Genomic DNA, 23,100 nt, shown 5'->3' on the forward strand with positions numbered 1-23,100 from the left:
CGGTACGGGACGCCGGTTGTCGGGGTCGACCAGGGCCCGGTACTCGGCCTCCGTGCCCTGATAGAGGTCCGGTACGCCGGGCATCGTCAGCTGGACCAGGGCGGCGCCCAGCATGTTGGCCCGGATGTGCGGCTCCAGTGCCGTGCGCAACGCGGCCACGTGCTCGCCCGGCGCCCCGCACGGGCCCGCCGCGACGAACGCCGCCACCGTCTCCTCGTACGGCGGCTCCTGCTCCGTCCAGCTCGTGTACAGGCCCGCCTCGCGCACATGCTTCAGCAGGGCCTCCTGGACGCGCTCCGCGTCCGCGGGGCCGAGCCCGAACACCGTCTGCCAGGCCGCCCACGCCAGTTGCGCGTCCGGCACGCCCTCCCCGGTACGGGTCACCTCGGACAGCACGTCCGCCCAGCGCTCCGGCACCTCGGTGAGCACGGCCAGCGCGGCCCGTACGTCGGCGCTGCGCTTGGTGTCGTGGGTCGACAGGACGGTGCCCATGGCGGGCCAGTCGCGCTGCACGCGCGCGCAGTACGCGTGGAAGTCCTCCGGGGACACCGCGGGGCTGCCCGGGTTCCCGCCCACCTCGGTCGCCGACAGCAGCGGCACATAGCGGTAGAAGGCCGTGTCCTCCACGGACTTGGCCCGCAGCGCGGACGCGGTCTGCGCGAACCGCGTCCGGAACTCGACCTGCTCGGGCCCGTCCCCGTACCGCCCCAGCAGCAGCTCCCGTACGACGTCGACGGCGCCCGCCTCCTCCGGGACGACGAACGCCTGCCGGGCCTCGGCCGCCGCCTCCTCGGTGACGACGGCGGCGGTGTCGCCCGAGATGTACGGCCGGTACACCTCCAGGCGGACCAGCAGCTCCAGCAGCGCGGTCCGCAGCGCCCAGGGGGCCCGGTCGCGCAGCGCCGGGTCCGGGGAGGTGGCGCACAGGTGGGCCGCGACCCGGGTCAGCCGGTCCATCTCGGCGACCAGCTCGTGCGTGAGCACCTTGTACGCCGCCCGCCGTACCGTCGCCTCCCACTGCCCGCCCCGGTCGGTCTGCGGGGCCGCGAACCTCCGGTACTGGCCCAGGAGTTCACCGGCGCCCGCCGGGTCCGTGAACAGCCCGTCGACCTGCCTCAGGGCGTCGTAGCCGGTGGTGCCCGCGACGGGCCAGGACGCCGGCAGGTGCTCCCCGTCCGCGAGGATCTTCTCGACGACCGTCCAGCGGCCCCCGGTCGCCTCGTGCAGCCGCCGGAGGTAGTCGTCGGGGTCGGCGAGGCCGTCGGGGTGGTCGACGCGCAGCCCGTCGACGACACCCTCGCGCAGCAGCTGCAGCATCTTCGCGTGGGTGGCGTCGAAGACCTCCGGGTCCTCGACGCGCACCCCGATCAGCTCCGAGATGCTGAAGAAGCGCCGGTAGTTGAGCTCGGTGCGGGCCAGCCGCCACCACACGGGGCGGTACCACTGCGCGTCCAGGAGCCGCGGCAGCGGCAGTTCCGCGGTGCCCTCCCGCAGCGGGAAGACGTGGTCGTAGTAGCGCAGGACGTCCCCGTCGACCTCCAGGTGCTCCAGCTCCGCGCCGACCGGACCGCCCAGCACCGGCAGCAGCACCTGCCCGCCCTGCGCCTCCCAGTCGATGTCGAACCAGCGTGCGTACGGCGATTTGGGGCCCTCCCGGAGGACCTCCCACAGGGCGTGGTTGTGGCGCGGGGCCATCGCCATGTGGTTGGGGACGATGTCCACCACGAGCCCGAGACCGTGCTCCCGCGCGGTGCGCGCGAGGGCCCGCAGGCCGTCCTCGCCGCCGAGTTCGTCCCGTACGCGCGCGTGGTCGACGACGTCGTAGCCGTGCGTCGAGCCCGGGACGGACTCCAGGACGGGGGACAGGTGCAGGTGCGAGACGCCGAGCGACGCCAGGTACGGCACGGCCGACGCCGCCGCCGCGAACGGGAACTCGGGCTGCAGCTGCAGCCGGTAGGTGGCCGTGGGCACTGCCGGGTCGGGTCGCTCAGGTGTCATGCAGACCTACGTACCCGCCCGGCCGTCTTTCGTGTCATCGGCTCCCGCATCCGGTCCGCTGATCGGCGGACCGGAGCGTCCGCCTAGGTGGGCCGTCGCAGCACCGTCATGCTGCGGTCCACCAGGGTCAGCCGGTCACCGGCCTTCACCTTCGCGCCCGTGCCCGCCGGCACGCCCTCCGGGCGGCCCGTGTCCACGATCACCTCCCACTGGCGGCCGTGATTGACCGGCACGACGAATTCCAGCGTCTCCGGGGAGGCGTTGAACATCATCAGGAAGGAGTCGTCGGCGATGCGCTCCCCGCGCGGGCCGGGCTCCGAGATGGCGTTGCCGTTCAGGAACACCGACAGCGCGGACGCCTGCGCCGAGTCCCAGTCCCGCTGCGCCATCTCCTTGCCCTCCGGGGTGAACCAGGCGATGTCCGACAGCTCGTCGTGGGTGCCCTCCACGGGCCGCCCGTGGAAGAACCGCCGGCGCCGGAACACGGGATGCTCCTTGCGCAGCCACACCAACGCGCGCGTGAAGGCCAGCAGCTCCGCCGAATCGCCGTCGCCCTCCGGCCACTTCACCCAGGCCAGCTCGCTGTCCTGGCAGTACGCGTTGTTGTTGCCCTTCTGGGTGCGCGCGAACTCATCCCCGTGGCTGACCATCGGCACACCCTGGGACAGCATCAGCGTGGCGATGAAGTTGCGCTTCTGCCGCTCGCGCAGTTCCAGGACGGCCGGGTCATCGGTGTCACCTTCGGCCCCGCAGTTCCAGGACCGGTTGTGGCTCTCGCCGTCCCGGTTGTCCTCGCCGTTGGCCTGGTTGTACTTGTCGTTGTACGACACCAGGTCGTTCAGGGTGAACCCGTCGTGGCAGGTCACGAAGTTGATGGACGCCAGGGGACGACGGCCGTCGTCCTGGTAGAGGTCGGACGAGCCGGTCAGCCGGGACGCGAACTCCGCGAGCGCGCGCCCCTCGCCCCGCCACAGGTCCCGCACGGTGTCGCGGTACTTGCCGTTCCACTCCGTCCACAGGGGTGGGAAGTTGCCCACCTGGTAGCCGCCCTCGCCGACGTCCCAGGGCTCGGCGATCAGCTTCACCTGGGAGACCACCGGGTCCTGCTGCACCAGGTCGAAGAACGACGACAGCCGGTCCACCTCGTGGAACTGCCGTGCCAGGGTGGCCGCGAGGTCGAAGCGGAAGCCGTCGACGTGCATCTCGGTGACCCAGTAGCGCAACGAGTCCATGATCAGCTGGAGCACGTGCGGGGACCGCATGAGCAGCGAATTGCCCGTCCCCGTGGTGTCCGTGTAGTAGCGGGGGTCCTCCGCCAGCCGGTAGTAGGAGGGGTTGTCGAGGCCCCTGAAGGACAGCGTCGGCCCCAGGTGGTTGCCCTCGGCGGTGTGGTTGTAGACGACGTCCAGGATGACCTCGATACCGGCCTCGTGCAGCGCCCGCACCGCCGACTTGAACTCCAGGACCTGCTGGCCGCGGTCGCCCCAGGAGGCGTACGCGTTGTGCGGGGCGAAGAAACCGATCGTGTTGTAGCCCCAGTAGTTGTTCAGCCCCATGTCGACCAGCCGGTGGTCGTTCACGAACTGGTGCACGGGCATCAGCTCCAGGGCGGTCACCCCCAGCTGCACCAGGTGCTCGATGACCGCCGGATGGGCGAGCGCCGCGTACGTGCCGCGCAACTCCTCGGGCAGCCCCGGGTGTTGCATCGTCAGGCCCTTCACATGGGCCTCGTAGAGCACCGTCTCGTGGTATCCGTGCCGGGGCAGCCGGTCGTCGCCCCAGTCGAAGTACGGGTTGACCACGACCGACGTCATGGTGTGCGGCGCCGAGTCCAGGTCGTTGCGCTTGTCGGGCGCGTCGAAGTGGTAGCCGTACACCTCCTCGCCCCAGGCGATCGATCCGCTGACCGCCTTCGCGTACGGATCGAGCAGCAGCTTCGCGGAGTTGCACCGCTGGCCGCGCTCGGGGGCGTACGGGCCGTGCGCGCGGAAGCCGTAGCGCTGGCCGGGCATGATGCCGGGCACGTACGCGTGCCGCACGAAAGCGTCGCTCTCGCGCAGTTCCACCGCCGTCTCCGAGCCGTCGTCGTGCAGCAGACACAGCTCTACTCGGTCCGCGGCCTCGGTGAAGACCGCGAAGTTGGTGCCGGCGCCGTCGTACGTGGCACCGAGTGGATACGCCTCTCCAGGCCAGACCTGCATGGTCACGACTCTTTCAGCCGGGCCCCGCCACCGGGGCTCCTTGGCCATGAGTCTCCCCGAAAGTGAGGGAACCACCTATGACTTACGTCCCTCTTACCAAATGACCAGTGGATACGACGTATGCCGTATCCCGAACCGAGTGGGACAGACACCGCTCCCGATGGTCCGGGGAGGACCCAGGGGGAGTAGGGGGAAATGTGCGAAGGACAGTGCACCGCCACCTGGGCAAAGTGGTGGCGGGGACGGCCATAGCGGTGGCCGGGACCGCCGTGATGGTCGCCGTCACCCTGCCGGGCACGGCGGGGGCCGACGAGTCGGGCGGCACCGGAAAGGCGGCCGGGTCCGCCCAGCAGGCGGCGGACGGACAGGGCGCGGCACCCGGAGTGGTGCAACAGGCCCCCGCCGAGGGCGAGAAGGGCAAGGGCCGAGACCCGCTCACCGACGACGAGACCAAGCGCGTCGAGCAGATCGCGGTGAACCAGCAGTTCCTCAACTCCAGTGAGAACGTGGACGGGAAGCGCGGACCGCAGCGCCTCGACGTGGAACTCGCCGACCCCGAGACCAGCGAGCTGGACAACCCGGACGCGCCGCGCCGCGCGGACGTGACGTTCTACGACTACAAGGACGACACCGTCGTCACCAAGACCGTCAACCTCGACAGCGGCAAGGTCGAACAGACCGGCACCCAGCACGGGGTGCAGCCGCCGGCGAGCCACGCCGAGGACGTCGAGGCGGCCGAGCTGCTGCTCGCCAGCCCGCTGGGCGCGGGCCTGAAGGCCGACTACAAGGACGCCACCGGCAACGAACTCACCTCGCCCGACCAGCTGTTGCTGACGGCCATGGTCTACAAGGCCACCCCGGGACGGCAGTCCGCCGACCTCGACCAGTGCGGCGAGCACCGCTGCGTACGGCTGTTCCCGAAGGTCAAGAACGGGCCGTGGATCGACGCCCGTGACTTCGTCATCGACCTGAGCGCCCGCAAGGTCGGCAAGCTCACCGGCTGAACCGACCGCGCCCACCGCGCGGTTCCTCGTCCACTGTCCCAACTTGCTTCTCCTGTAAGGGAGTCACTTCTTCATGCGTGTCAACAGAATCAGCCGTGCCCGCAGGCGGGGGGCCGTCGGGCTCGCCCTCGCCACCCTGGCCGCCGGTGCCACGGCCGGCGCGGGACCGGCCGTCGCCCAGCCGAAGGCCGCCCCGGCCGCCGCCGCACCCGGGTGCAGCGCCGCCTACACCATTGAGCAGAAGCTCTCCACCGGCACCACCTGGCGGATGTGCTGGCACTACGAGCGCGAGGCCGGCCTCGTCCTGGAGAACATCTCCTACCAGCCGCCCGGCCAGGCCACCCCCATCAAGGTGCTCGCCGACGCCAAACTCGCCCAGATCCATGTCCCGTACGACGACGGCAAGAACGAGTACAGCGACCTCACCCAGTACGGCTTCGGCACCGGCCTGATGAACATGCAGCCCGGCGAATGCCCCGGCGGCACCATCAAGACCGTCAAGGTCCCCGACGCTCAGGACCCGGCCCATCCGAACGTCAAGGGCCTCTGTACGACGACCCGTTCGCGCGGTCACGCCTTCCGCATGCAGGGCGACAGCGCCAACAAGGTCTTCCAGACCCAGGGCAAGGACTTCCTCGTCTACACGGTCAACCAGGTCGGCTGGTACGAGTACATCACCGAGTGGCGCTTCCAGGACGACGGCACCATCAACATGAACGTCGGTGCCACCGGCAGCCTTTCGCCCTACGACTACGACGCGGGCGACGGCCGCGGCTGGCCACTCGGCAAGGGCGCCACGGCGTACGCGACGAGCCACCAGCACGACGTCTTCTGGAAGTTGGACTTCGCGCTCGACGGCTCCTCCAAGGGACGCGTCGAGCAGTACGACTCCAAGGTCACCACGCACGGCGCCAACACGCCCACCAACAAGACCACGTTGACCAAGGTCACCAAGGAACTCGCGGGCGACGCCAAGAACATGCGCTGGTGGCGCGTCGTCAGCGCGACCGGCAAGAACACGGACAAGCACGCCCGGTCCTACGAGATAGTCCCCGGCCCCAGCACCAAGTACCCGGGCCGCAGCTTCACCCAGCACGACGTGTACTTCACCGAGTACAACAAGTGCGAGCAGTTCGCCAGCGACAACCTGCCCAACTGCGGTGCGGGGCACCCGAAGCAGGTCGACAAGTGGGTCAACGGACAGACCCTCACCCACCCCGTGGTCTGGGTGAACGTCGGTTTCCACCACATCGCCCGTGACGAGGACCAGCAGCCGATGCCGGTCCACTGGCAGGGGTTCTCCATCGCCCCGCGCGACGTCACCGCTATGAATCCGCTCACTCCGGCCGCGCTCGCCGACCAGAACGGCAATGTGAACGGCGGAAGTTGAGAAACGACCCTGTCCATCCGGCTGCACCGCCGACCGGTCCCGGAGTACCCTTCCTTGATCGTTGAGACTGGGGAGAGCTCGGGGGAGCGGAAGGCGGTGCACGGGTGGGCTCGGGAGGGCTGGAGTTGCCCCCTGGTGACGAGGGTCACGAGGGGAACTCCGCAGAAGTCCCGCCCGGCGCGGTGTCCCTGGCACGTCCGATGGACGCGGCTGGTTCCATCGGTCCGGAGCTGGACTGGGACGCCGACGCCTGGCGCGAGGTGCGTACGCGCGCCCAGCGAGCCGGCCGCGCCTACATCTGGCTGAACCTGGTCGAGCAGCGGCTGCGCGCCGTCGTGGCCGCCGTGCTGCGGCCCATCTACGAACCCGTCCACGGCGACGAGTGGGTGGTCGCCGCGGCCGGTCCGGCAGGCCAGGAGTGGGTGCAGCGCGCGGTCGCCGTCCGCGAAGTCAGCCGCCGCAAGGGCTACTTGCTCGACCCGGCCGACGACAACGTGCTCAGTTTCCTGACGCTGCCGCAATTGCGCGAGCTGATGGTGCAGCACTGGCCGTGCTTCGAGCCGTACTTCGACGAGCGCCGGGACGTCGAACTCGCCCTGGACGAACTGGAAGTGACCCGCAACGTCGTCTCCCGCAACCGCGCCCTGTCCGAGGCCGTCCTCAACCAGGCCGAGCGGGCCTCCGCGAAACTCCTGGAGACCCTCGGCGCCGGCAGCGACGTGCCCTCGGCGCGCCGGCTGCCCGTCGACGCGGTCGAGGAACTCATCGGCGACCGGTTCGCGGACGTGGTCGCCGTACACCCCGACCGGGTGCGGCTGATGCGGCAGTTCCCGGCCGAGGACATCTTCGGCGGGGCCCGCCGGGTCGACGCCATCGGCATCGGCCTCAATCTGCTCGTGCAGAACTTCTCCGGCCGACGCCTGGTCCGCCTCGCCGAGTCGGGCTGCCGGGTACGCCTGCTGTTCCTCAACCCCGCCTCCAGCGCGGTGAAGCGGCGCGAGCGTGAACTCGGCATCAAGCGGGGCGAGTTGAGCCGCGCGGTCGAGATGAACATCCTGCACATGCGGCGGGTGCGGTCCCGGCTGCGCGACCCGGCCGCCTTCGAGATCCAGGTCTTCGACGAGACACCCCGCTTCACGGCGTACCTCGTCGACGGCGACGGCTCGGACGGCATAGCCGTCGTGCAGTCCTATCTGCGCCGCACCCGCGGCATGGAGGCGCCGGTGCTGGTGCTGCGGAACGGCAGTCGACTGGTCAAGTCGGACGAAATGGATGACAGCGCACTTTTCCCCACCTACCGCGATGAGTTCGAGCAGATGTGGGCGGATTCGCGACCGGTGTCCTGACCTGTCCCAGGGCCGGGGCCGCGACCGGGGTCCGCTCCGGCGGTAAGCGGAACGCGGTCATCGGATTGTCAGTGGCTCATGCGATCGTGGAGACCACTGGGGGAAAGCACCACCGAGAAGGGGGGCCGTGATGGCCTGGCACCAGGAGCTGCTCATCGGCTTCGACCTGGAGACGACGGGGACCGAGCCGCGCGAGGCGCGCATCGTCACGGGCGCGGTCATCGAGGTCAGGGGCGGACGGCCGATAGGCCGCCGGGAGTGGCTGGCCGATCCGGGCGTGGAGATCCCGGCGGACGCCGTCGCCGTGCACGGCATCACGAACGAGCGGGCCACCGCCGAGGGCCGCCCCGCCGACCAGGTCGCCGAGTCGATCGCGGACGTCCTCGTGACGTACTGGAAGACGGGCGTCCCCGTCGTCGCCTACAACGCGGCCTTCGACCTGACCCTGCTCTCCGCCGAGCTGCGCCGGCACGGACTGCCGTCCCTGCGCGACCGGTTGGGCGGCACCGACCCCGCCCCGGTCATCGACCCGTACACGATCGACCGCTCCGTCGACCGCTACCGCCGCGGCAAGCGCAACCTCGAAGCGGTCTGCCAGGAGTACGGCGTGGTCCTCGACTCCGCGCACGACGCCTCGGCCGACGCCCTCGCCGCCGCCCGCCTGGCCGGCGCGATAGCCGACCGCCACCCCAAGGTCGCCGCCCTGGGCCCGGCCGAACTCCACCGCAGCCAGATCGAGTGGTACGCGGAATGGGCCGCCGACTTCCAGAGCTTCCTACGCCGCAAGGGCGACCAGGACGCGGTGGTAGACGGCACGTGGCCACTCCGCGAGCTGGAGGACGAGACAGTCTGACCCGTCGCACTCCTGTGGCGCCCCAAAGGGAGGCGCCCCAAAGGGGCGCGGGGAACTGCGCGACCAGCCACAGACGACCGTCAGCCGCCCGAACACCTATCGGCCCCGTTCAATAGGCGCTCAGAACGGAAACCACCGCACAGTCTCGTCCCCGTCCCGCAAAGACGCCACCCGCCGCCGAAACTCAACCAGCGCCTCAGGGTTGCTCGGCGCATGCTGAGCAACCCAGGCACAGCTGGCCGTCTCCCGAGCCCCGCGGAGCACCCCGCAGCCGTCCCACTCCCGCACATCCCACCCGTACGCCTCGATGAACGAGTCGTAGGCCCGGGCCGGAAAGGCATACCGGTCGCGGGAGAGAGCCATCACCACCAGGTCGTGCTCGCGCAGGTCGGCGGAGAAGGTCTCCAGATCGACCAGCACCGGCCCGTCCGGCCCGACATGCACATTGCGGGGCAACGCGTCACCGTGAATCGGCCCCGGCGGCAGGTGCGGCGTGAGCGCGGCGGCGGCCGCCGCGAAACCGTCCCGCCGCTCCCGCAGATACACCGCGTCCGCCGGGTCGATCGCGTCGCCCGCCAGACGCAGCCAGCGTTCCACACCGCCCAGCAGCTCCCGGGGCGGGAGCTCGAAGGGGGGAGAAGGGAGGGCGTGGACCACCCGTAGGAGTTCGGCCAAATCCCGGGGCTCGGCGGGTCGTACGGAATCGGCCAGCCGGTGCCACACCGTCACCGGGTGCCCCTCGACCAGGCGGGCTTTCGGCTCGGCGGCCCGCACCGCGGGGACGCCCGACTCGGCCAGCCACAGCGCGACATCCAGCTCGCGCCGGGCGCGGTCGAGGAGTTCGGCGTCACGGCCCACCTTGACGACCAGGTCACCGGCGGCGAACACCGCGTTCTCGCCGAGGGCGAGGAGCCGCGCGTCCCGCGCCGGGCCGGGCAGTACGTCCGCCGCGTCCAGTACGTCCCGGGCCCGTGCCTCGTCCATCGTGCGCCTCCGAGTGATCCCTGTGCGTGTGCGTACGGCGTCGGGTTCCCGCCATCCGACGGCCAGTGTCGCATTCGCACAGGTGGGACGGCGTGCGAGGTGCCTTGACGAGGCACGACGCGTTCACGACCATGACGGGGCCCGACCAGGCCGCGCAAAGGGGCTGATTCCATGACATCGGTGACGGGGGTATCGGTCACGGAGGTGCGGAGGCCGCCGAGCCGCGCGCCGGGCAGGGGCCGTCAGCGGCGCGCCTCCGACCACGCGGCCTGGTTCCTGGTGTTACCCGCCCTGATCCCGATCCTCGTGCTCAGCGTCGGACCCCTCCTCTACGGAATCCTGCTGGCCTTCACCGACTCCCAGTCGGGCCGGACCGCTCCCACCCAGTGGATCGGCGGGCTCAACTTCCGGGACCTGCTGCACGACACGCTGTTCTGGGAGTCGTTCCGGATCGGGCTGGTGTGGGCGGTCGGTGTGACCGTCCCGCAGTTCCTGCTCGCCCTCGGCCTCGCCCTCCTCCTCAACCAGGACCTGCGGATGCGCTGGCTCGCCCGGGCGCTCGCGATCGTCCCGTGGGCGATGCCCGAGGTCGTCGTCGGCATCATGTGGCGGATCGTCTACAACCCGGACGCGGGCATCCTCAACGAGACCCTGCGCGACCTCGGCCTCGGGGACGGCCGGGACTGGCTCAGCAGCCTGACGACCGCGCTGCCCGCCGTGATCGTCGTCGGCGTCTGGGCCGGCATGCCCCAGACGACGGTCGCCCTGCTCGCCGGACTGCAGAACACCCCGCGCGAACTCCACGAGGCGGCGGCGGTCGACGGCGCCGGAGCCTGGCGCCGCTTCCGCACGGTCACCTGGCCCGCCCTCAGACCGGTGGCGCTGGCGATCACGGCCCTCAACCTCATCTGGAACTTCAACTCGTTCGCCCTGGTCTACGTCCTGACCAACGGCGGACCCGGCGGCCGCACCCGGCTGCCCATGCTCTTCGCCTACGAAGAGGCCTTCCGCTACGGGCAGTTCGGCTACGCGGCGGCGATGGGATGTGTGATGGTCGCGGTGATCTCGGTACTCCTCGCCGTCTTCCTCGTAGGCAGGTTGAGGGGAGGAGACGACGCATGAGGACCAGCGCCAAGTCCGGTACGCGGACCAACGCCACGTCAGGGATGAGGACGAGCACCGGAGCCCGCGCCGGACAGTACACCGCCCTGCTCGCGTACCTCGTCTTCCTCGCCTTCCCCCTCCTCTGGCTGATCTCCACCGCATTCAAGTCCCCGCAGGAGCTGGGCAGTCTGCACCCCACCTGGATCCCGAGGCACCCCACCCTCGCCAACTTCCGCCAGGCCTTCGACGAACAGCCGCTGCTGCACGCCGCGTTGAACTCCCTGCTCGCCGCGCTCGGGGCCGCGCTGATCGCCGTGGTGATCGCGACACCGATGGCCTGGGTCGTGGCCCGGCGCCGGACACCGCTCGCGCGGGCCGCGACCGGGTGGGTGGTGGTCAGCCAGGCGTTCCCGTTCGTGCTGGTGATCATCCCGCTGTTCCTGGTGCTGAAGAACCTGCGGCTGATCGACTCCCTGGCCGGGCTGGTGCTCGTCTACGTCGTATGGTCGCTGCCGTTCGCTCTGTGGATGCTGGTTGGCTATGTCCGGGCGGTACCACCGGAGTTGGAGGAAGCGGCGGCGGTCGACGGCGCCGGGAGGCTCCGCACACTCGTGTCGGTGACGGCACCGCTGCTCGCGCCCGGGATCGTGGCGACGGCGCTGTTCGCGTTCGTCACCGCGTGGAACGAGTTCTTCTTCGCGCTGGTCCTCCTCAAGACCCCGGAGAAACAGACCCTGCCGGTCGTCCTCACCCACTTCATCGGCGCGGAGGGCGTAGCGGACCTCGGCCCGCTGGCCGCCGCCGCGTTCCTCGCGACCCTGCCCTCGCTGATCGTCTTCTCGCTGATCCAACGGCGGCTCACCGGCGGCATGGTGACCGGGGCGGTGAAGAGCTGATGCGACCCCGATGGATCCTCGCCCTCGCCCTGACCCTGCTCCTCACCGGTTGCACAGGCGGCGGAAGCAACTCCGCGAACGGCCGGATCACCCTCCGCTTCCAGTCCCTGGCCTGGCAGGACGAGTCCGTCACCGCCAACAAGGAACTGGTGGAGGAGTGGAACGCCGCCCATCCGGACGTCAAGGTCGAGTACGTCCAGGGCAGTTGGGACAGCGTCCACGACCAACTGCTCACCTCCTTCGAGGGTGGTGAGGCGCCGGACATCATCCACGACGCCTCCGACGACCTCGCGGACTTCGCCTACGGCGGCTACCTCGCCGACCTCCGCGACCTGCTGCCCGCCCGCCTCAAGTCCGATATCCCGCAACGCAGTTGGGACACGACGACCTTCGGGGACGGGATCTACGGCGTGCCCTTCCTCCAGGAGCCGCGGGTACTCATCGCCAACGCCACCTGGCTGAAGAAGGCGCGCGTACGCATCCCGACTCCCGAACACCCCTGGAGCTGGGCCGAGTTCAGGGACATCACCGGGCGGCTGAGCGGCGACGGCAAGTACGGCGTGGCCTGGCCGCTCAAGGAGCCGGTGTCCGCCACGCTCAACCTGTCGCTGTCCGCGGGCGGCGAACTCTTTCACCGGGGTGAGGACGGCAAGGTGACCGTCCGCTTCGACAAGGCCGATCAGGTAGTCCCCCGCACGATCCACGATCAGGCGAACGTGGAACACAGCGCCTCACCCACCACCCTCGGCAGCGGCGGCTCGGACACGCTCCCCGGCTTCTTCGGCGGCAAGTACGCGATGATCCCGCTCGGCTTCTCCTACCGCCAGCAGATCGTGCAGCAGGCACCCAAGGGCTTCGACTGGCAGGTCCTGCCCGCCCCGGCAGGCGCCGACGGCCTCACCCAGGGCGTCAGCCCACAGACCCTGTCCATCGCCGAGGACAGCCCGCACAAGAAGCAGGCCGCCGAGTTCATCGACTTCCTCCTCCAGCCCAAGAACATGGTCCGCCTGGCCCTCGGCGACTGGATGCTCCCCACCGGAACCCAGGCCCTCAAGTCCCCGGCCCTGCACACCCCCAAGGACGACTGGTCCACCGGCACCGCACTGGCCACCGACCTGGTCTCGGCCCCCGCACAGTCGGTACGCGGCTACCCCGAGTGGAAGGACAAGGTGGCAACCCCGGCATTCCAGGAGTACTACAGCGGAGCAATCACACTCGCCGAGCTGCGCCAACGCCTGGAGAGGGACGGCAACTTGGTCCTGGCGAGATACCAACGCTGACGAGGGTTTTTAGGGGCGCGGGGAACTGCGCGACCAGCCCCCACGGGCCTTCACCCGCCGAACAACCGCACCACGCTCCCCGGATGGCGCCACCACAAAAATCCCGTTGCCCCGCCCCACCCGAACCCCCTAGCGTCCCCCACATGTCAGCCGCGAACGCGATCACGAACTCCGGTCTCGGCCGGAGCTGCACGTATGCGATCCGCATCCGCCGCAGCCCCGGTGCCCTGACCGGCCCGGGCATGCACGCCCGCTGACTCTTCTCCCCTTTCTTCCGGTCAGGGCCTTCGTCTGCCCGTATGCCCTTCACGGAAGACAAGGACCGCAGGCCATGGCCCGCCGCCCCACCCACGTTTCCCGCGCGCTCTCGCAGAACTTCCTGGCCGACCGCGCCACCGCCGAATACGTAGCCCGCCTAGCCGTCCCGCAGGGACAACAGGTACCGCTTCTCCTCGAAGTGGGCGCAGGAAAAGGCGCGTTGACCGCGAAACTCGCACCCCGCTGCCACGAACTCCACGCCCACGAGATCGACCCCCGCCTCGTACCGAAACTCCGCACCCGCTTCTCGACCACACCCCAAGTACACGTGGTCGCCGGGGACTTCATGGACACCCGGCCCCCACGCACCCCGTTCGCCGTCGCCGGCAACGTGCCGTTCTCCCGCACCGCCGACATCGTCGACTGGTGCCTGCGCGCCCCCGCCCTCACCGACGCCACCCTGCTCACCCAACTCGAATACGCCCGCAAACGCACCGGGGACTACGGCAGTTGGACCCTGCTGACGGTCCGCAGCTGGCCCCGGTACGAGTGGCGACTGGTCGGGCGGGTCGACCGGCGCCGGTTCAGTCCCGTGCCGCGCGTCGACGCCGGGATCGTACGGATCGAGCGGCGCCGGACCCCGCTGCTCGAACCGGCTGAACTGCCCGCTTGGCGACACCTGGTCGAGCTGGGTTTCTCGGGCGTCGGCGGCTCCCTGCACGCTTCCCTGCGCCGGGCCCACCCGAGGCGACGCGTGGACGCCGCGTTCCGTACGGCACGCCTGGATCCACGCGTCCTGGTGGGCGAGGTGTCCCCGGACCACTGGCTGCGGCTGCACGCGGCGCTGAAGATGCCGTAGGACACGGGTGAGGGCCTGTTGGTTCCCCCGGGATACCAACAGGCCCTCGATCAGGGGGAGTCACACCAGCGGACTCAGACCCGCAGGGGCTCGCCCTCGCCCGTCACCGCGGACGTGGGCGCGATCTCCTCCGGGGACTCGTCATGGGTCAGGTCGGGCAGGCGGTGGAGCCACTTCGGGAAGTACCAGTTGCGCTCGCCGAGCAGGGCCATCACCGCGGGGAGCAGGACGCCCCGGATGACCGTCGCGTCGATGAGGACCGCGGCGGCGAGGCCGACGCCCATCTGCTTCATGGACTGCATGGACAGGGTGCCGAAGATCGCGAAGACGGCGACCATGATGACGGCGGCGCTGGTGACGACGCCGGCCGTGGTGACCACCCCGTGCCGGATCGCGTCCTGTGTCGAACGGCCGCGCAGCCGCGCCTCGCGGATACGGGAGACGACGAACACGTGGTAGTCCATCGACAGGCCGAACAGGATGACGAAGAGGAACAGCGGCAGCCAGGTGACGATCGCGCCGACACCCTCCGCGCCCACCAGCGAGGCGCCCCAGCCGTGTTGGAAGACGGCGACGAGGATGCCGTAAGCGGCGCCCACGGAAAGGAGGTTGAGGACGATCGAGGTGATCGCGACCGTCAGTGAGCGGAACGAGAGCAGCATCAGCAGGAAGGCGAAGACCACGACGAACGCGAAGACCGGCACGACCGACCCGATCAACTGGTCGTTGAAGTCCTTCGAACCGGCGACCTGTCCGGTGATCGGTGCCTGGACGCCGTCGACCTTGCCGAGGGTGGCGGGCCGTACGTCGTCGCGCAGTTTCTCCAGGCTCTTCGAGGCCTTGTCCTGGTCGGAGCCGCCGACGAGCGGGACGTAGACGAAGGCGACGTTCTGCGCGTCGTGCAGCTTGATGTCGACCGGGCCGCGCGAGGCACCCGAACTGACCGCCTGCGCCTTGAAGTCGGCCAACGCCTGCTTCACATCAGGTGCGTTGATGTCCTTCGCCTTGACGATGACCTCGGCCGGATCGGAGCCGCCCGGGAAGGCGTCGTTGACGCGGTTGTAAGTGCCCACGATCGGCAGGGAGTTGCCGAACTCCTGGTCCAGGGTGAGGTTCTCGGTCTTCATGCCGACCGCGGGAGCGGCGATCGCGAGCAGCGCGCCGGCCGCGACGAGGACGGAGACGAGGGGCTTGGCGAGGACGCCCTTGAGGACGGCGGTCCAGAACCGGCTCTCGCCGTTGCCCCGGCGGCCGCGCCGGCGCAGGAACGGGATGCGGCCCTTCTCGACCCGCTCGCCCAACAGCGAGAGCAGCGCGGGCAGTACGGTCACCGAGCCGACCATGGCGACCGCGACGACCATCAGCGAGGCCAGGCCCATCGCCTCGAACTCGGCGAGCCCGGTGAACAGCATGCCCGCCATCGCCACGCACACCGTGACACCGGAGACGATGACGGCGCGGCCACTGGTCGCGGCGGCGATCCGCAGCGCGGCCCCGGCGTCGCGGCCGGCCTCGCGCTCCTCGCGTTCGCGGCGCAGATAGAACAGGCAGTAGTCGACGCCGACGGCCAACCCCACCAGCAGCATCACGGAGTTGGCGGTGTCGCTCATCGGCTGGACGTGGCTGACGAGGCCCATCAGGCCCATCGTCGCCACGATCGCGGTCATGGCCAGAGCCACCGGCAGCAGCGCCGCCACCAGCGCGCCGAAGGCGATCAGCAGGATGCCGAAGGCGACGGGTACGGCGGAGTACTCGGCCTTCTTGAAGTCGTTGCCGAAGGCGTCCTTGTATTGCTTCGCCATGCTGGCGCCGCCGATCTCCTCGATCCGCAGCGAGCCGTGGTCCTTCTGCACCCCGGCGACGGCTTTCAGGACCGGCTCCACCCGGTCGCCGGCGGTGTCCGCGTCGCCGCGCATGTCGAACTGGACGAGCGCGCTCCGGCCGTCCTTCGAGATCGTCTTCGTGTCGTACGGCGAGGTCACGTCCGTGACCCGGCCGGTCCCCTCGACGGCCTTGACGACGGCGGTGACCGTGGAGCGGAACTCGCTGTCGGTGGACGTGACCGACGCGTCCTTCGACTGGATCAGGATGGTCTCACCGGCCGGTTCCTTGATCCCGGCGTCGTCGATGATCGTGGCGGCGGTGTGCGTCTCGCCCTTCAGCTGGTCGCTCTCGTCGACGTCGACGCGGCCCGCCGCCGAACCGATCCCCATCGCCAGCACCACGAACAGCACCCAGATGCCGACCGCGGCCCACCGGTGCCGGGCGCTCCAGCCGCCGGCTCGGGCGGCGAGCCCCCGTACCCGCGAATCTCCGTTCCCCATGACGGGCTTGCCCCCTTGTGCACGGTGACAGCCCCCTGCCGCCACCTCATGGTTCGAAGGTATGCGCGGAATAAGAAGATCCCCTCGTGCTGACCGGTGAGGTATCGGACGACCGGCTCCTCCGCACGGACAGCGGGCCCTCAGCACTGGGGAGGACGGCGGCCCCTTACATCTATCGGAGCGGCTCGGGGGTGATGATCAGGGTGTCCGATGCGTCGGCAGGGGTCCGCTTTGTTATTACGAAACCTTGTTGAACAAGTCACAGGTGTCGGCAGGTGTGCCTGTAGGTGTTGATCCGGAGCCACCTCATCCGCCAGAGTTTCCGCACACCCGCGCACCACAGGGAGCGGTCGTCGTGCCCACCCCCACGGGGCACGAAGGCCGCTCTATGGTGTGCGGATGACGACGACCTATGCGGCGCTCCTGCGCGGAATCAACGTGGGCGGCAACAAGAAGCTCCCGATGGCCGAGCTGCGCACGCTCCTCGAAGGCCTCGGACACGACAACGTCCGCACCTATCTGCAGAGCGGCCAGGCCGTGTTCACGAGCGGCCACGGCGACGGGGAGTCCCTCGCGACGGAACTCGCGCAGGCGATCGAGAAGCGGTTCGGCTTCACGGTCGACGTCATCGTCCGCGACCACGCCTACCTCAAGGCGATCGCCGACAACTGCCCGTTCCCGGCAGCCGAGTTGGAGGGCAAGCAACTCCACGTCACGTACTACTCGGCGCCGGTCGCCGAGGACCGCTTCGCAGAGATCGACCAACCCGCGTACCTCCCCGAGGAGTTCCGCCTCGGCGACCGCGCCCTGTACCTCTACGCCCCCGACGGCCTCGGCCGCTCCAAGCTCGCCGCGGAACTCTCCCGGCCGCGGCTGAACAAGGGGCTGATCGCGACGTCCCGCAACTGGAACACCGTGGTCAAACTCGTTGAGATGACCGCCGGTTGACCTGATGCCGTACCCGCCGACCGGGCCCGCACGCGCTGTGCGAGGCTCGTCCCATGCGCTACATCATCATCGGAGCAGGGGCGGTCGGCGGGGCCATCGGTGGCCGGCTGGCCGGAGCGGGGTGCGAGGTCGTGCTGGTCGCGCGGGGCGCGCAGCGGGCGGCGCTGGCCGAGCACGGGCTGCGGCTCAAGGTGCCGGACGGCGAGTCGTCGTATCGGCTGCCGGTCGTCGAAGGGCCCGCCGAACTGGGCGAGTTGAGGACCGACGACGTCCTCGTCCTCGCCGTCAAGACACAGGACAGCGAGGCCGCGCTCGCGGCCTGGGGCCCGGCACCGGTCGCAGGCGGCGGTACGGCCGCCGAACGACTCCCCGTCGTCTGCGCGCAGAACGGGGTGGAGAGCGGGCGGCTGGCGCTGCGCCGCTTCCAGCGGGTCTACGGCGTCTGCGTCTGGCTGCCCGCGACCTTCGTCGAGCCGGGTGTGGTCGCCGCCGGGGGAACCCCGCTCACCGGCATCCTGCACCTCGGCCGCTACCCGCACGGCACGGACGAGACCGCCCGGCTGATCGCCGCCGACCTGGAGAAGTCGCGGTTCGAGGCGCCGGTCGTGCCGGACGTGACGCGCTGGCAGTACGCCAAGCTGCTCAGCAATCTCGGCAACGCGATCGAGGCCGTCGTCGAGGTGCTCGACGCCGAGGAGCACCTGGCGTTCTACCGGCGGGTGCGGGCCGAGGGCGCGGCCGTGCTCGGCGCGGCCGGTATCGCGTACGCGAGCGCCGAGGAGGAGAAGGAGGCGCGCGGCGACAAGATCCGGCTGGTGGAGATCGACGGCGCCCCGCGCGGCGGCGGCTCCTCCTGGCAGTCGCTGAACCGGGGCACCGGCACCATCGAGGCCGACTACCTCAACGGCGAGATCGCGCTGCTGGGGCGGCTGCACGGTGTACCGACACCGCTCAACGACCTGCTGCAACGGCTCGCGAACGGCTTCGCGCGTGAGCGCAGGGCGCCCGGTTCGCTGCCGTTCGACGAACTGGTCCGCCTCGCCGACGACGCTGTCGCGTTTGTTCAAGAGTCCTGACGGCGCCCTCCCTAGCGTGGCGGGCATGAGCAACCACGACCTGCACCCGTACATGATCGAATGCGCCGCCGAGGCCGCCCGTGTCGCGCGCGGTGTCCGTGCGACACAGCTCGACGACCCCACGCACTGCCCCGACTGGGACGTCCGCGCGATGGTCAACCACTGGGTCCTCTACACCTCGCACGGCCTGGAACACCGTGCTCTGCGCAAGCAGCTCTCCGAGGAGCTGACCGCGCGCGACTTCACCGCCGACCCGGACTGGGCGGAGGCGTACGCCGCCCAGCTGGACCGGGCCGTCGCCGCATGGGCCGACCCGGCGGTGTGGGAGGGCGAGGTCGACCTCGGCATGGCGAAGATGCCGGCCGACGAGATCGCCTCGATGATCATCAAGGAGCTGGCGGTCCACGGCTGGGACGTGGCCACGGCCACCGGCCAGCGGTACACCGTCTCGGACGGCGCGGCCCGCCTCGTCCTCGCCGTGGTCGAGAAGCACGGCGACCTCTACCGCCAGTACGACGGCTTCGCCGACCCGGTCCCCGTACCGGACGACGCCCCCGTCTTCGAACGCGCCCTCGCGGCCGGCGGACGGAACCCGCGGCAGCGGGCCATGGGCAAAGTGGACCAGTGAAAGAGTGCCGTATTGGGCCGGGCGCTCGGCCTAATCGGCGTTTAGCGTTGCCTGCATGAGTCACGACAACCCGGTCCGCGTCGACTTCTACTTCGACCCCGCCTGCCCCTTCGCGTGGATCACCTCCCGCTGGCTGCTGGAGGTCGAGCGCGAGCGCCCGCTCGACCTCCGCTTCCACGCGATGAGCCTCTACCTCCACAACACCGGCAACGAACTCCCCGACTGGTACCGGGAGTTGGTCGACAAGTCCATCGGCCCGGTCCGGGTCGCCGTGGCCGCCGCCGAACAGCGGGGCGACAAGGTACTGCGGGACCTGTACACGGCCTTCGGCATCCGCATCCACGAGCGGCGCTACGACGACTTCGACGCCGTCATCGCCGAGTCCCTCGCCGAGCTCGGACTCCCCGCAGAACTGGCCGACGCCGCACATGACGTGTCGTACGACGACGCCGTGCGCCGCAGCCATGAGGCGGGCGTGGAGGCGGAGTCGGGCGGTTATGTGGGGACGCCGACCCTGCATGTCGACGGCACGGTGTGGTTCGGGCCTGTGCTGCGGGCGATTCCGCGCGGCACGAAGGCGGCCGAACTCTTCGACAGCTTCCGGGTGTTGGCCACGTGCCCGGACTTCTTCGAGTTGAAGCGGACGCGTACCGGGGGTCTGTCCCTCGACTGAGCCCGAGCTTCGTGGACGGGGGTTCACCGGTGACGGGGTACACGGCCCGGGTGTACGACGCGTCGGGCGGCGAGGCGGGTCAACAGACGGTGAGCGTCGGCGAGTTCAAGAGGACCGCCCTCGTGCGCGTCGGCGGACTCACCGGTGGCCCCTTCACCGTGACCGTCACCACGGCCAACGCCCACGGCAGCAGCGCGCCACCCTGGCCTGGACGCCGCCGACCGCGACGGGGGACGCGAAGGCCGTCGGATACCTGGTCAGCGTCTCCGACGGGTGGGAGCCGATCTCCGTCACCGGCCGGGACGTCCTGGTCGGCCGGCCCTCCGCGAAGGGCATGTTCCGGGTGATCGGCGGGCTCCGGCCCGGCACGTCCTGCACGGTCACCGTCGCGACGGTCACGGCGGCGGGCGCCGGGCCCGCGGCCGAGGTCACGGCGACGACTCGGACGTGAGACCCCTCCGGAAACGGGGTCCGGGACCTGTTCTCGTCGCGCAGTGACATAAACGCGGCGCGAGACGCAGTACAAAAAGCGACCCCCGCGATCATGTTCATGCCGCCGGGGGCCGTGCTGCGGACGGGCCGTCCGGGGTCCGACATCACAGGGGAGTGCCGGACTTCGGGCGGCGCCTCCCCGTCGATCGCCGGGCCGGTCACGTCCCGAGGCCGGTCGTCTCCGACGTCGGTCACGCGCCGGGCTGCTCGGTGCGCCGCCCCCGTCCCGACAGCCGTCCCGCGAGGCGCCCCAGCGCGCCGGGGCGGTTCCAGGCGCGGAACGCGTCGAGTTTGCCGCGGCCCGCGCGATCGAGCGCCGCCTCGACCTCGGCCTGGTCCCCGGCGGGCAGCGCCCGCACGATCGGCCGCAACACCTTCGCCAGCAGGGCCGTACGGGTCTCGTCCCAGGCCGGATGGGTCCCCGGGAACGCGCTCCAGTCGCAGAACCGGGCGGCGACATACGCGGGCCCGGTCCGCAGCCGCTCGCCCACCCGCTCCGAACGGGCCGCCCGCTCGTACGCCGCGAGAAGGCGCGGCTCGGCCGAACGGGCGAGCGCGTACAGCTCGTTCTCCGGTGCCGTCCCCTCCAGGAGCCGCCACGCGAGGGCCTCGAAGGCGCGTTCGGCGACGGTCTCCGGCAGTGGTTCGGCGGCGTCGGCCTTCAGGCTCAGCACCCGGGCGACCCACTCCTCGCCCTCGGCCGCGGTGCCGAGCGCCCCGGTGAATTCCAGAAGGAGCAGTGCCGTACGCCGAGTCGGGCCCAGTTCCGTGCTGAAGCAGCGGAGCAGATCGGTGGCGAGCGCCGGTACGTCGGAGTCCTCCGGGGGAGCGGCGAGTGCCGCCTCGATCAGCGACTCCCGGGTGCCGGCGGCGCGGTGGGTGTCGGAGCCCAGTTTCCTCAGCAGCAGGCTCGCCTCCCGGCCGGTCGGCAGCTCGCCGCCGGGCCAGGTGAGGCGGAGTGCGGTGTGCAGCACGGCGGGATCGGCCAGCGGTGAGACACCGGCCGTGCGGAGCAGACCGTGGAACCCGTCGAGCCGGTCCTCCGGCCCGATGGGCGCGACACACATCCGCAGATGCGGGAAACCGGACTGCTGGAGGTCGAGCGGCAGCCCGGAACCCTTCAACACCCTTGCCACAGACGCTGGTTCCGCCAAGGCGAGCGTGTCGAGCGACCCGAACAGCGCGACCCGCAGCCCGGGGTGGGTGTGCACCGCGTCCAGGAGCGCGGGCGGACAGCCCATGGCGGGAGGCTCGCCGCCCGGACGGCGCTCGGCGGGTTCGGGCGAGGGCTTCGTGCCGCCGCCCGACAAGGACGCGGCCGGGGAGCCCACCAGCTCCCGCGCCAACCGTTCGGCCAGCTCCGGGAGTTGGTCCTGGCAGTCGACGTCGAGCAGGTCGGCGGCCCGCAGCAGTGCGAGAGGCCGTCCGACGGCCGGTTCCGCCGTGTCCGCGATACCGGCCCGCAGGGAGGGCGCGAGATCGCGGGCCAGGTCGGCATGGTCCCGCGCGGTCAGGGACCCGGCGCGCAGCACGGGCACCGGTCCATGGGCGAGGACCGCCGACGCCAGCACGCGCGCGGCGAGCGGCGCCGACACCGTGGCCGTCACGCGCCCGTCCAGCCGGGCCAACAGCGCGGCCAGGGCGACCTGTTCGGCCTCGCCGGGCAGGGTCGCCGAGCTGGACCCCAGGTGCGGCACCGGGCCGCCGCACAATCCGGCGACCAACGCCGCCAGTCTGTCGTCGGGCAGTGCGTCCACCTGCTCGGCCGCCCAACTCGCCGCCACCGCACGGGCGTCCGTCCGCAGGTCGATGCCCGCGACGAGGGCGCTCACCGCCAACGCGCCCAGATCTTCGGGGTCGTTGTGGAACAGGTCGGGACGGCCCGCGCGCCAGACGCGGGCGCACACCTCCGCCCAGGTGTCCGCGACCGGCCCGGACGGCTGCCGGCCCGTGCAGTTGTGCACGCGATAGCGCTCGTCGTCGGCGACGGATTCGGAGGACGGCAGCGCGCCGACGAGCTGCTGACGGGCCTGCCGGGGGTCGTGGGTGTACGTCGTGAAGGTGAGCCGGTGCGCCTGTTCGCGGGGCAGGACCGTGCAGGCGAGCGCTATCCAGCGGGCCACGTCGGCGCTGTCGTGCTCCACGACCACGATCTGCCCGGCACCCGGATCCGCGGCCACCGCCCGCAGATCGGCGAAGAACGCGGCGAGCCGTCCGGCCCGGGACACCGCGAACGGGACCAGCGCCTCCTTGCGCAACAACCCGGAAGGTTCGACACGGTCGACGGGACCGGGCCCGCCCGGGGGAGTCGACTCGGCCCAACGCGGGGACTCCCAGGTGGAGATGGGCAGGACGCCGTCCGGCAGCCGGGTCCCGGCCGGCAGCAGGAGGGCGTGTGTGTGGAAGGAGACCGGGCCCCCGGCCCAGTCCGTGCCGGTGCACACGGAACGGCTCAACAGCCGCCCGCCGTCGGTGAGTTCACTGAAGCCGAACACCGTGGGGAACCTCTTGAGCTGCTCGGCGTCGGGCTGCCGCGGGCTGTCGGGGGGTGGCTCGTACCCGAGGAGCCGCTCGGCCTCCCGCAACACTCCCGGCGGCACCTCCGCGCCGACCGCCGTGAACCGGGGGCCGGGATCCTCGGATCCGGACGGCCCCGAGGTGTAGTGCAGCTGGGCCGGCACAGGCCCTTCGCGATGCCCGAACTCCCGACCCGCCACGTGTACTTGCTCCCCACTAGCCCTCAGAGGAACCATCCCAGCAGATCCGGAGGCCGGGGGAGACCCCTT

18 protein-coding genes are annotated in these 23,100 nt (G+C 70.7%); 13 read left to right on the forward strand and 5 right to left on the reverse strand.

The annotated features are described in order from the left end of the window. The coding region (gene treY, locus AC31A1_RS07250; protein ID WP_489652423.1) for a malto-oligosyltrehalose synthase at positions 1 to 1,998 on the reverse strand (1,998 nt) is incomplete at its 3' end. 83 nt (positions 1,999 to 2,081) lie between these two features. Continuing rightward, on the reverse strand, positions 2,082 to 4,199 hold the full coding sequence (gene glgX / locus AC31A1_RS07255) for a glycogen debranching protein GlgX (protein ID WP_489652424.1): 2,118 nt from the start codon (positions 4,197 to 4,199) through the stop codon (positions 2,082 to 2,084). 197 nt (positions 4,200 to 4,396) lie between these two features. Between glgX and AC31A1_RS07260 the strand changes: the two genes are divergently transcribed. The 4 genes from AC31A1_RS07260 (at position 4,397) to AC31A1_RS07275 (ending at position 8,792) form a co-directional block, all read left to right on the forward strand. Continuing rightward, the gene (locus AC31A1_RS07260) at positions 4,397 to 5,203 is read left to right on the forward strand and encodes a Tat pathway signal sequence domain protein (RefSeq protein ID WP_489652425.1); all 807 of its coding nucleotides are present in this window, start codon (positions 4,397 to 4,399) and stop codon (positions 5,201 to 5,203) included. Between the two features lie 73 nt (positions 5,204 to 5,276). Then, entirely contained in the window at positions 5,277 to 6,593 is a 1,317-nt protein-coding gene (locus AC31A1_RS07265; RefSeq protein ID WP_489652426.1) for a copper amine oxidase, read from the forward strand. Positions 6,594 to 6,697: 104 nt separating this feature from the next. Further along, positions 6,698 to 7,939 carry a DUF5919 domain-containing protein gene (locus AC31A1_RS07270; RefSeq protein ID WP_489652427.1) on the forward strand — a complete coding sequence of 414 codons (1,242 nt, stop codon included), beginning with the start codon at positions 6,698 to 6,700 and terminating at the stop codon, positions 7,937 to 7,939. Positions 7,940 to 8,069: 130 nt separating this feature from the next. Beyond that, a complete protein-coding gene (locus AC31A1_RS07275; protein ID WP_489652428.1) occupies positions 8,070 to 8,792 on the forward strand; it encodes a 3'-5' exonuclease in 723 nt (240 codons plus the stop codon). 120 nt (positions 8,793 to 8,912) lie between these two features. Here AC31A1_RS07275 and AC31A1_RS07280 read toward each other — a convergent pair whose 3' ends face one another. Next, positions 8,913 to 9,776 carry a phosphotransferase enzyme family protein gene (locus AC31A1_RS07280; RefSeq protein ID WP_489652429.1) on the reverse strand — a complete coding sequence of 288 codons (864 nt, stop codon included), beginning with the start codon at positions 9,774 to 9,776 and terminating at the stop codon, positions 8,913 to 8,915. A gap of 171 nt (positions 9,777 to 9,947) precedes the next feature. On the opposite strand from AC31A1_RS07280, the gene AC31A1_RS07285 reads away from it, so the two are divergent. The 4 genes from AC31A1_RS07285 to erm all read left to right on the forward strand — a co-directional run bounded on the left by AC31A1_RS07285 (position 9,948) and on the right by erm (position 14,173). Continuing rightward, positions 9,948 to 10,898 (forward strand): carbohydrate ABC transporter permease, encoded by a 951-nt coding sequence (locus AC31A1_RS07285; RefSeq protein ID WP_489652430.1) that lies wholly within the window; start codon positions 9,948 to 9,950, stop codon positions 10,896 to 10,898. A gap of 44 nt (positions 10,899 to 10,942) precedes the next feature. Further along, positions 10,943 to 11,776 (forward strand): carbohydrate ABC transporter permease, encoded by an 834-nt coding sequence (locus AC31A1_RS07290; protein ID WP_489652458.1) that lies wholly within the window; start codon positions 10,943 to 10,945, stop codon positions 11,774 to 11,776. Further along, the gene (locus tag AC31A1_RS07295) at positions 11,776 to 13,056 is read left to right on the forward strand and encodes an ABC transporter substrate-binding protein (RefSeq protein ID WP_489652431.1); all 1,281 of its coding nucleotides are present in this window, start codon (positions 11,776 to 11,778) and stop codon (positions 13,054 to 13,056) included. The genes AC31A1_RS07290 and AC31A1_RS07295 overlap by 1 nt, the downstream gene beginning before the upstream one ends. A gap of 331 nt (positions 13,057 to 13,387) precedes the next feature. Continuing rightward, positions 13,388 to 14,173 (forward strand): ErmE/ErmH/ErmO/ErmR family 23S rRNA (adenine(2058)-N(6))-methyltransferase, encoded by a 786-nt coding sequence (gene erm, locus AC31A1_RS07300; RefSeq protein WP_489652432.1) that lies wholly within the window; start codon positions 13,388 to 13,390, stop codon positions 14,171 to 14,173. Between the two features lie 74 nt (positions 14,174 to 14,247). On the opposite strand, the gene AC31A1_RS07305 is transcribed toward erm, so the two are convergent. Further along, entirely contained in the window at positions 14,248 to 16,497 is a 2,250-nt protein-coding gene (locus tag AC31A1_RS07305; protein ID WP_489652433.1) for an MMPL family transporter, read from the reverse strand. 399 nt (positions 16,498 to 16,896) lie between these two features. On the opposite strand from AC31A1_RS07305, the gene AC31A1_RS07310 reads away from it, so the two are divergent. The 5 genes from AC31A1_RS07310 to AC31A1_RS07330 all read left to right on the forward strand — a co-directional run bounded on the left by AC31A1_RS07310 (position 16,897) and on the right by AC31A1_RS07330 (position 20,273). Further along, the gene (locus AC31A1_RS07310; protein WP_489652434.1) at positions 16,897 to 17,445 is read left to right on the forward strand and encodes a DUF1697 domain-containing protein; all 549 of its coding nucleotides are present in this window, start codon (positions 16,897 to 16,899) and stop codon (positions 17,443 to 17,445) included. Between the two features lie 53 nt (positions 17,446 to 17,498). Further along, positions 17,499 to 18,521 (forward strand): ketopantoate reductase family protein, encoded by a 1,023-nt coding sequence (locus AC31A1_RS07315; RefSeq protein WP_489652435.1) that lies wholly within the window; start codon positions 17,499 to 17,501, stop codon positions 18,519 to 18,521. 25 nt (positions 18,522 to 18,546) lie between these two features. Continuing rightward, a complete protein-coding gene (locus tag AC31A1_RS07320; RefSeq protein WP_489652436.1) occupies positions 18,547 to 19,149 on the forward strand; it encodes a TIGR03086 family metal-binding protein in 603 nt (200 codons plus the stop codon). A 55-nt stretch (positions 19,150 to 19,204) separates the two neighbouring features. Beyond that, positions 19,205 to 19,822 carry a mycothiol-dependent nitroreductase Rv2466c family protein gene (locus tag AC31A1_RS07325; RefSeq protein ID WP_489652437.1) on the forward strand — a complete coding sequence of 206 codons (618 nt, stop codon included), beginning with the start codon at positions 19,205 to 19,207 and terminating at the stop codon, positions 19,820 to 19,822. A gap of 202 nt (positions 19,823 to 20,024) precedes the next feature. After that, positions 20,025 to 20,273, forward strand: a complete 249-nt coding sequence (locus AC31A1_RS07330) for a fibronectin type III domain-containing protein (protein ID WP_489652459.1) — start codon at positions 20,025 to 20,027, stop codon at positions 20,271 to 20,273. Positions 20,274 to 20,505: 232 nt separating this feature from the next. Here the strand turns inward: AC31A1_RS07330 and AC31A1_RS07335 are convergent, their stop codons facing one another. Further along, positions 20,506 to 23,031 carry a GTPase-associated protein 1-related protein gene (locus tag AC31A1_RS07335; protein WP_489652438.1) on the reverse strand — a complete coding sequence of 842 codons (2,526 nt, stop codon included), beginning with the start codon at positions 23,029 to 23,031 and terminating at the stop codon, positions 20,506 to 20,508. Positions 23,032 to 23,100 lie beyond the last annotated feature (69 nt).

Source organism: Streptomyces sp. P5F9, assembly GCF_057961495.1.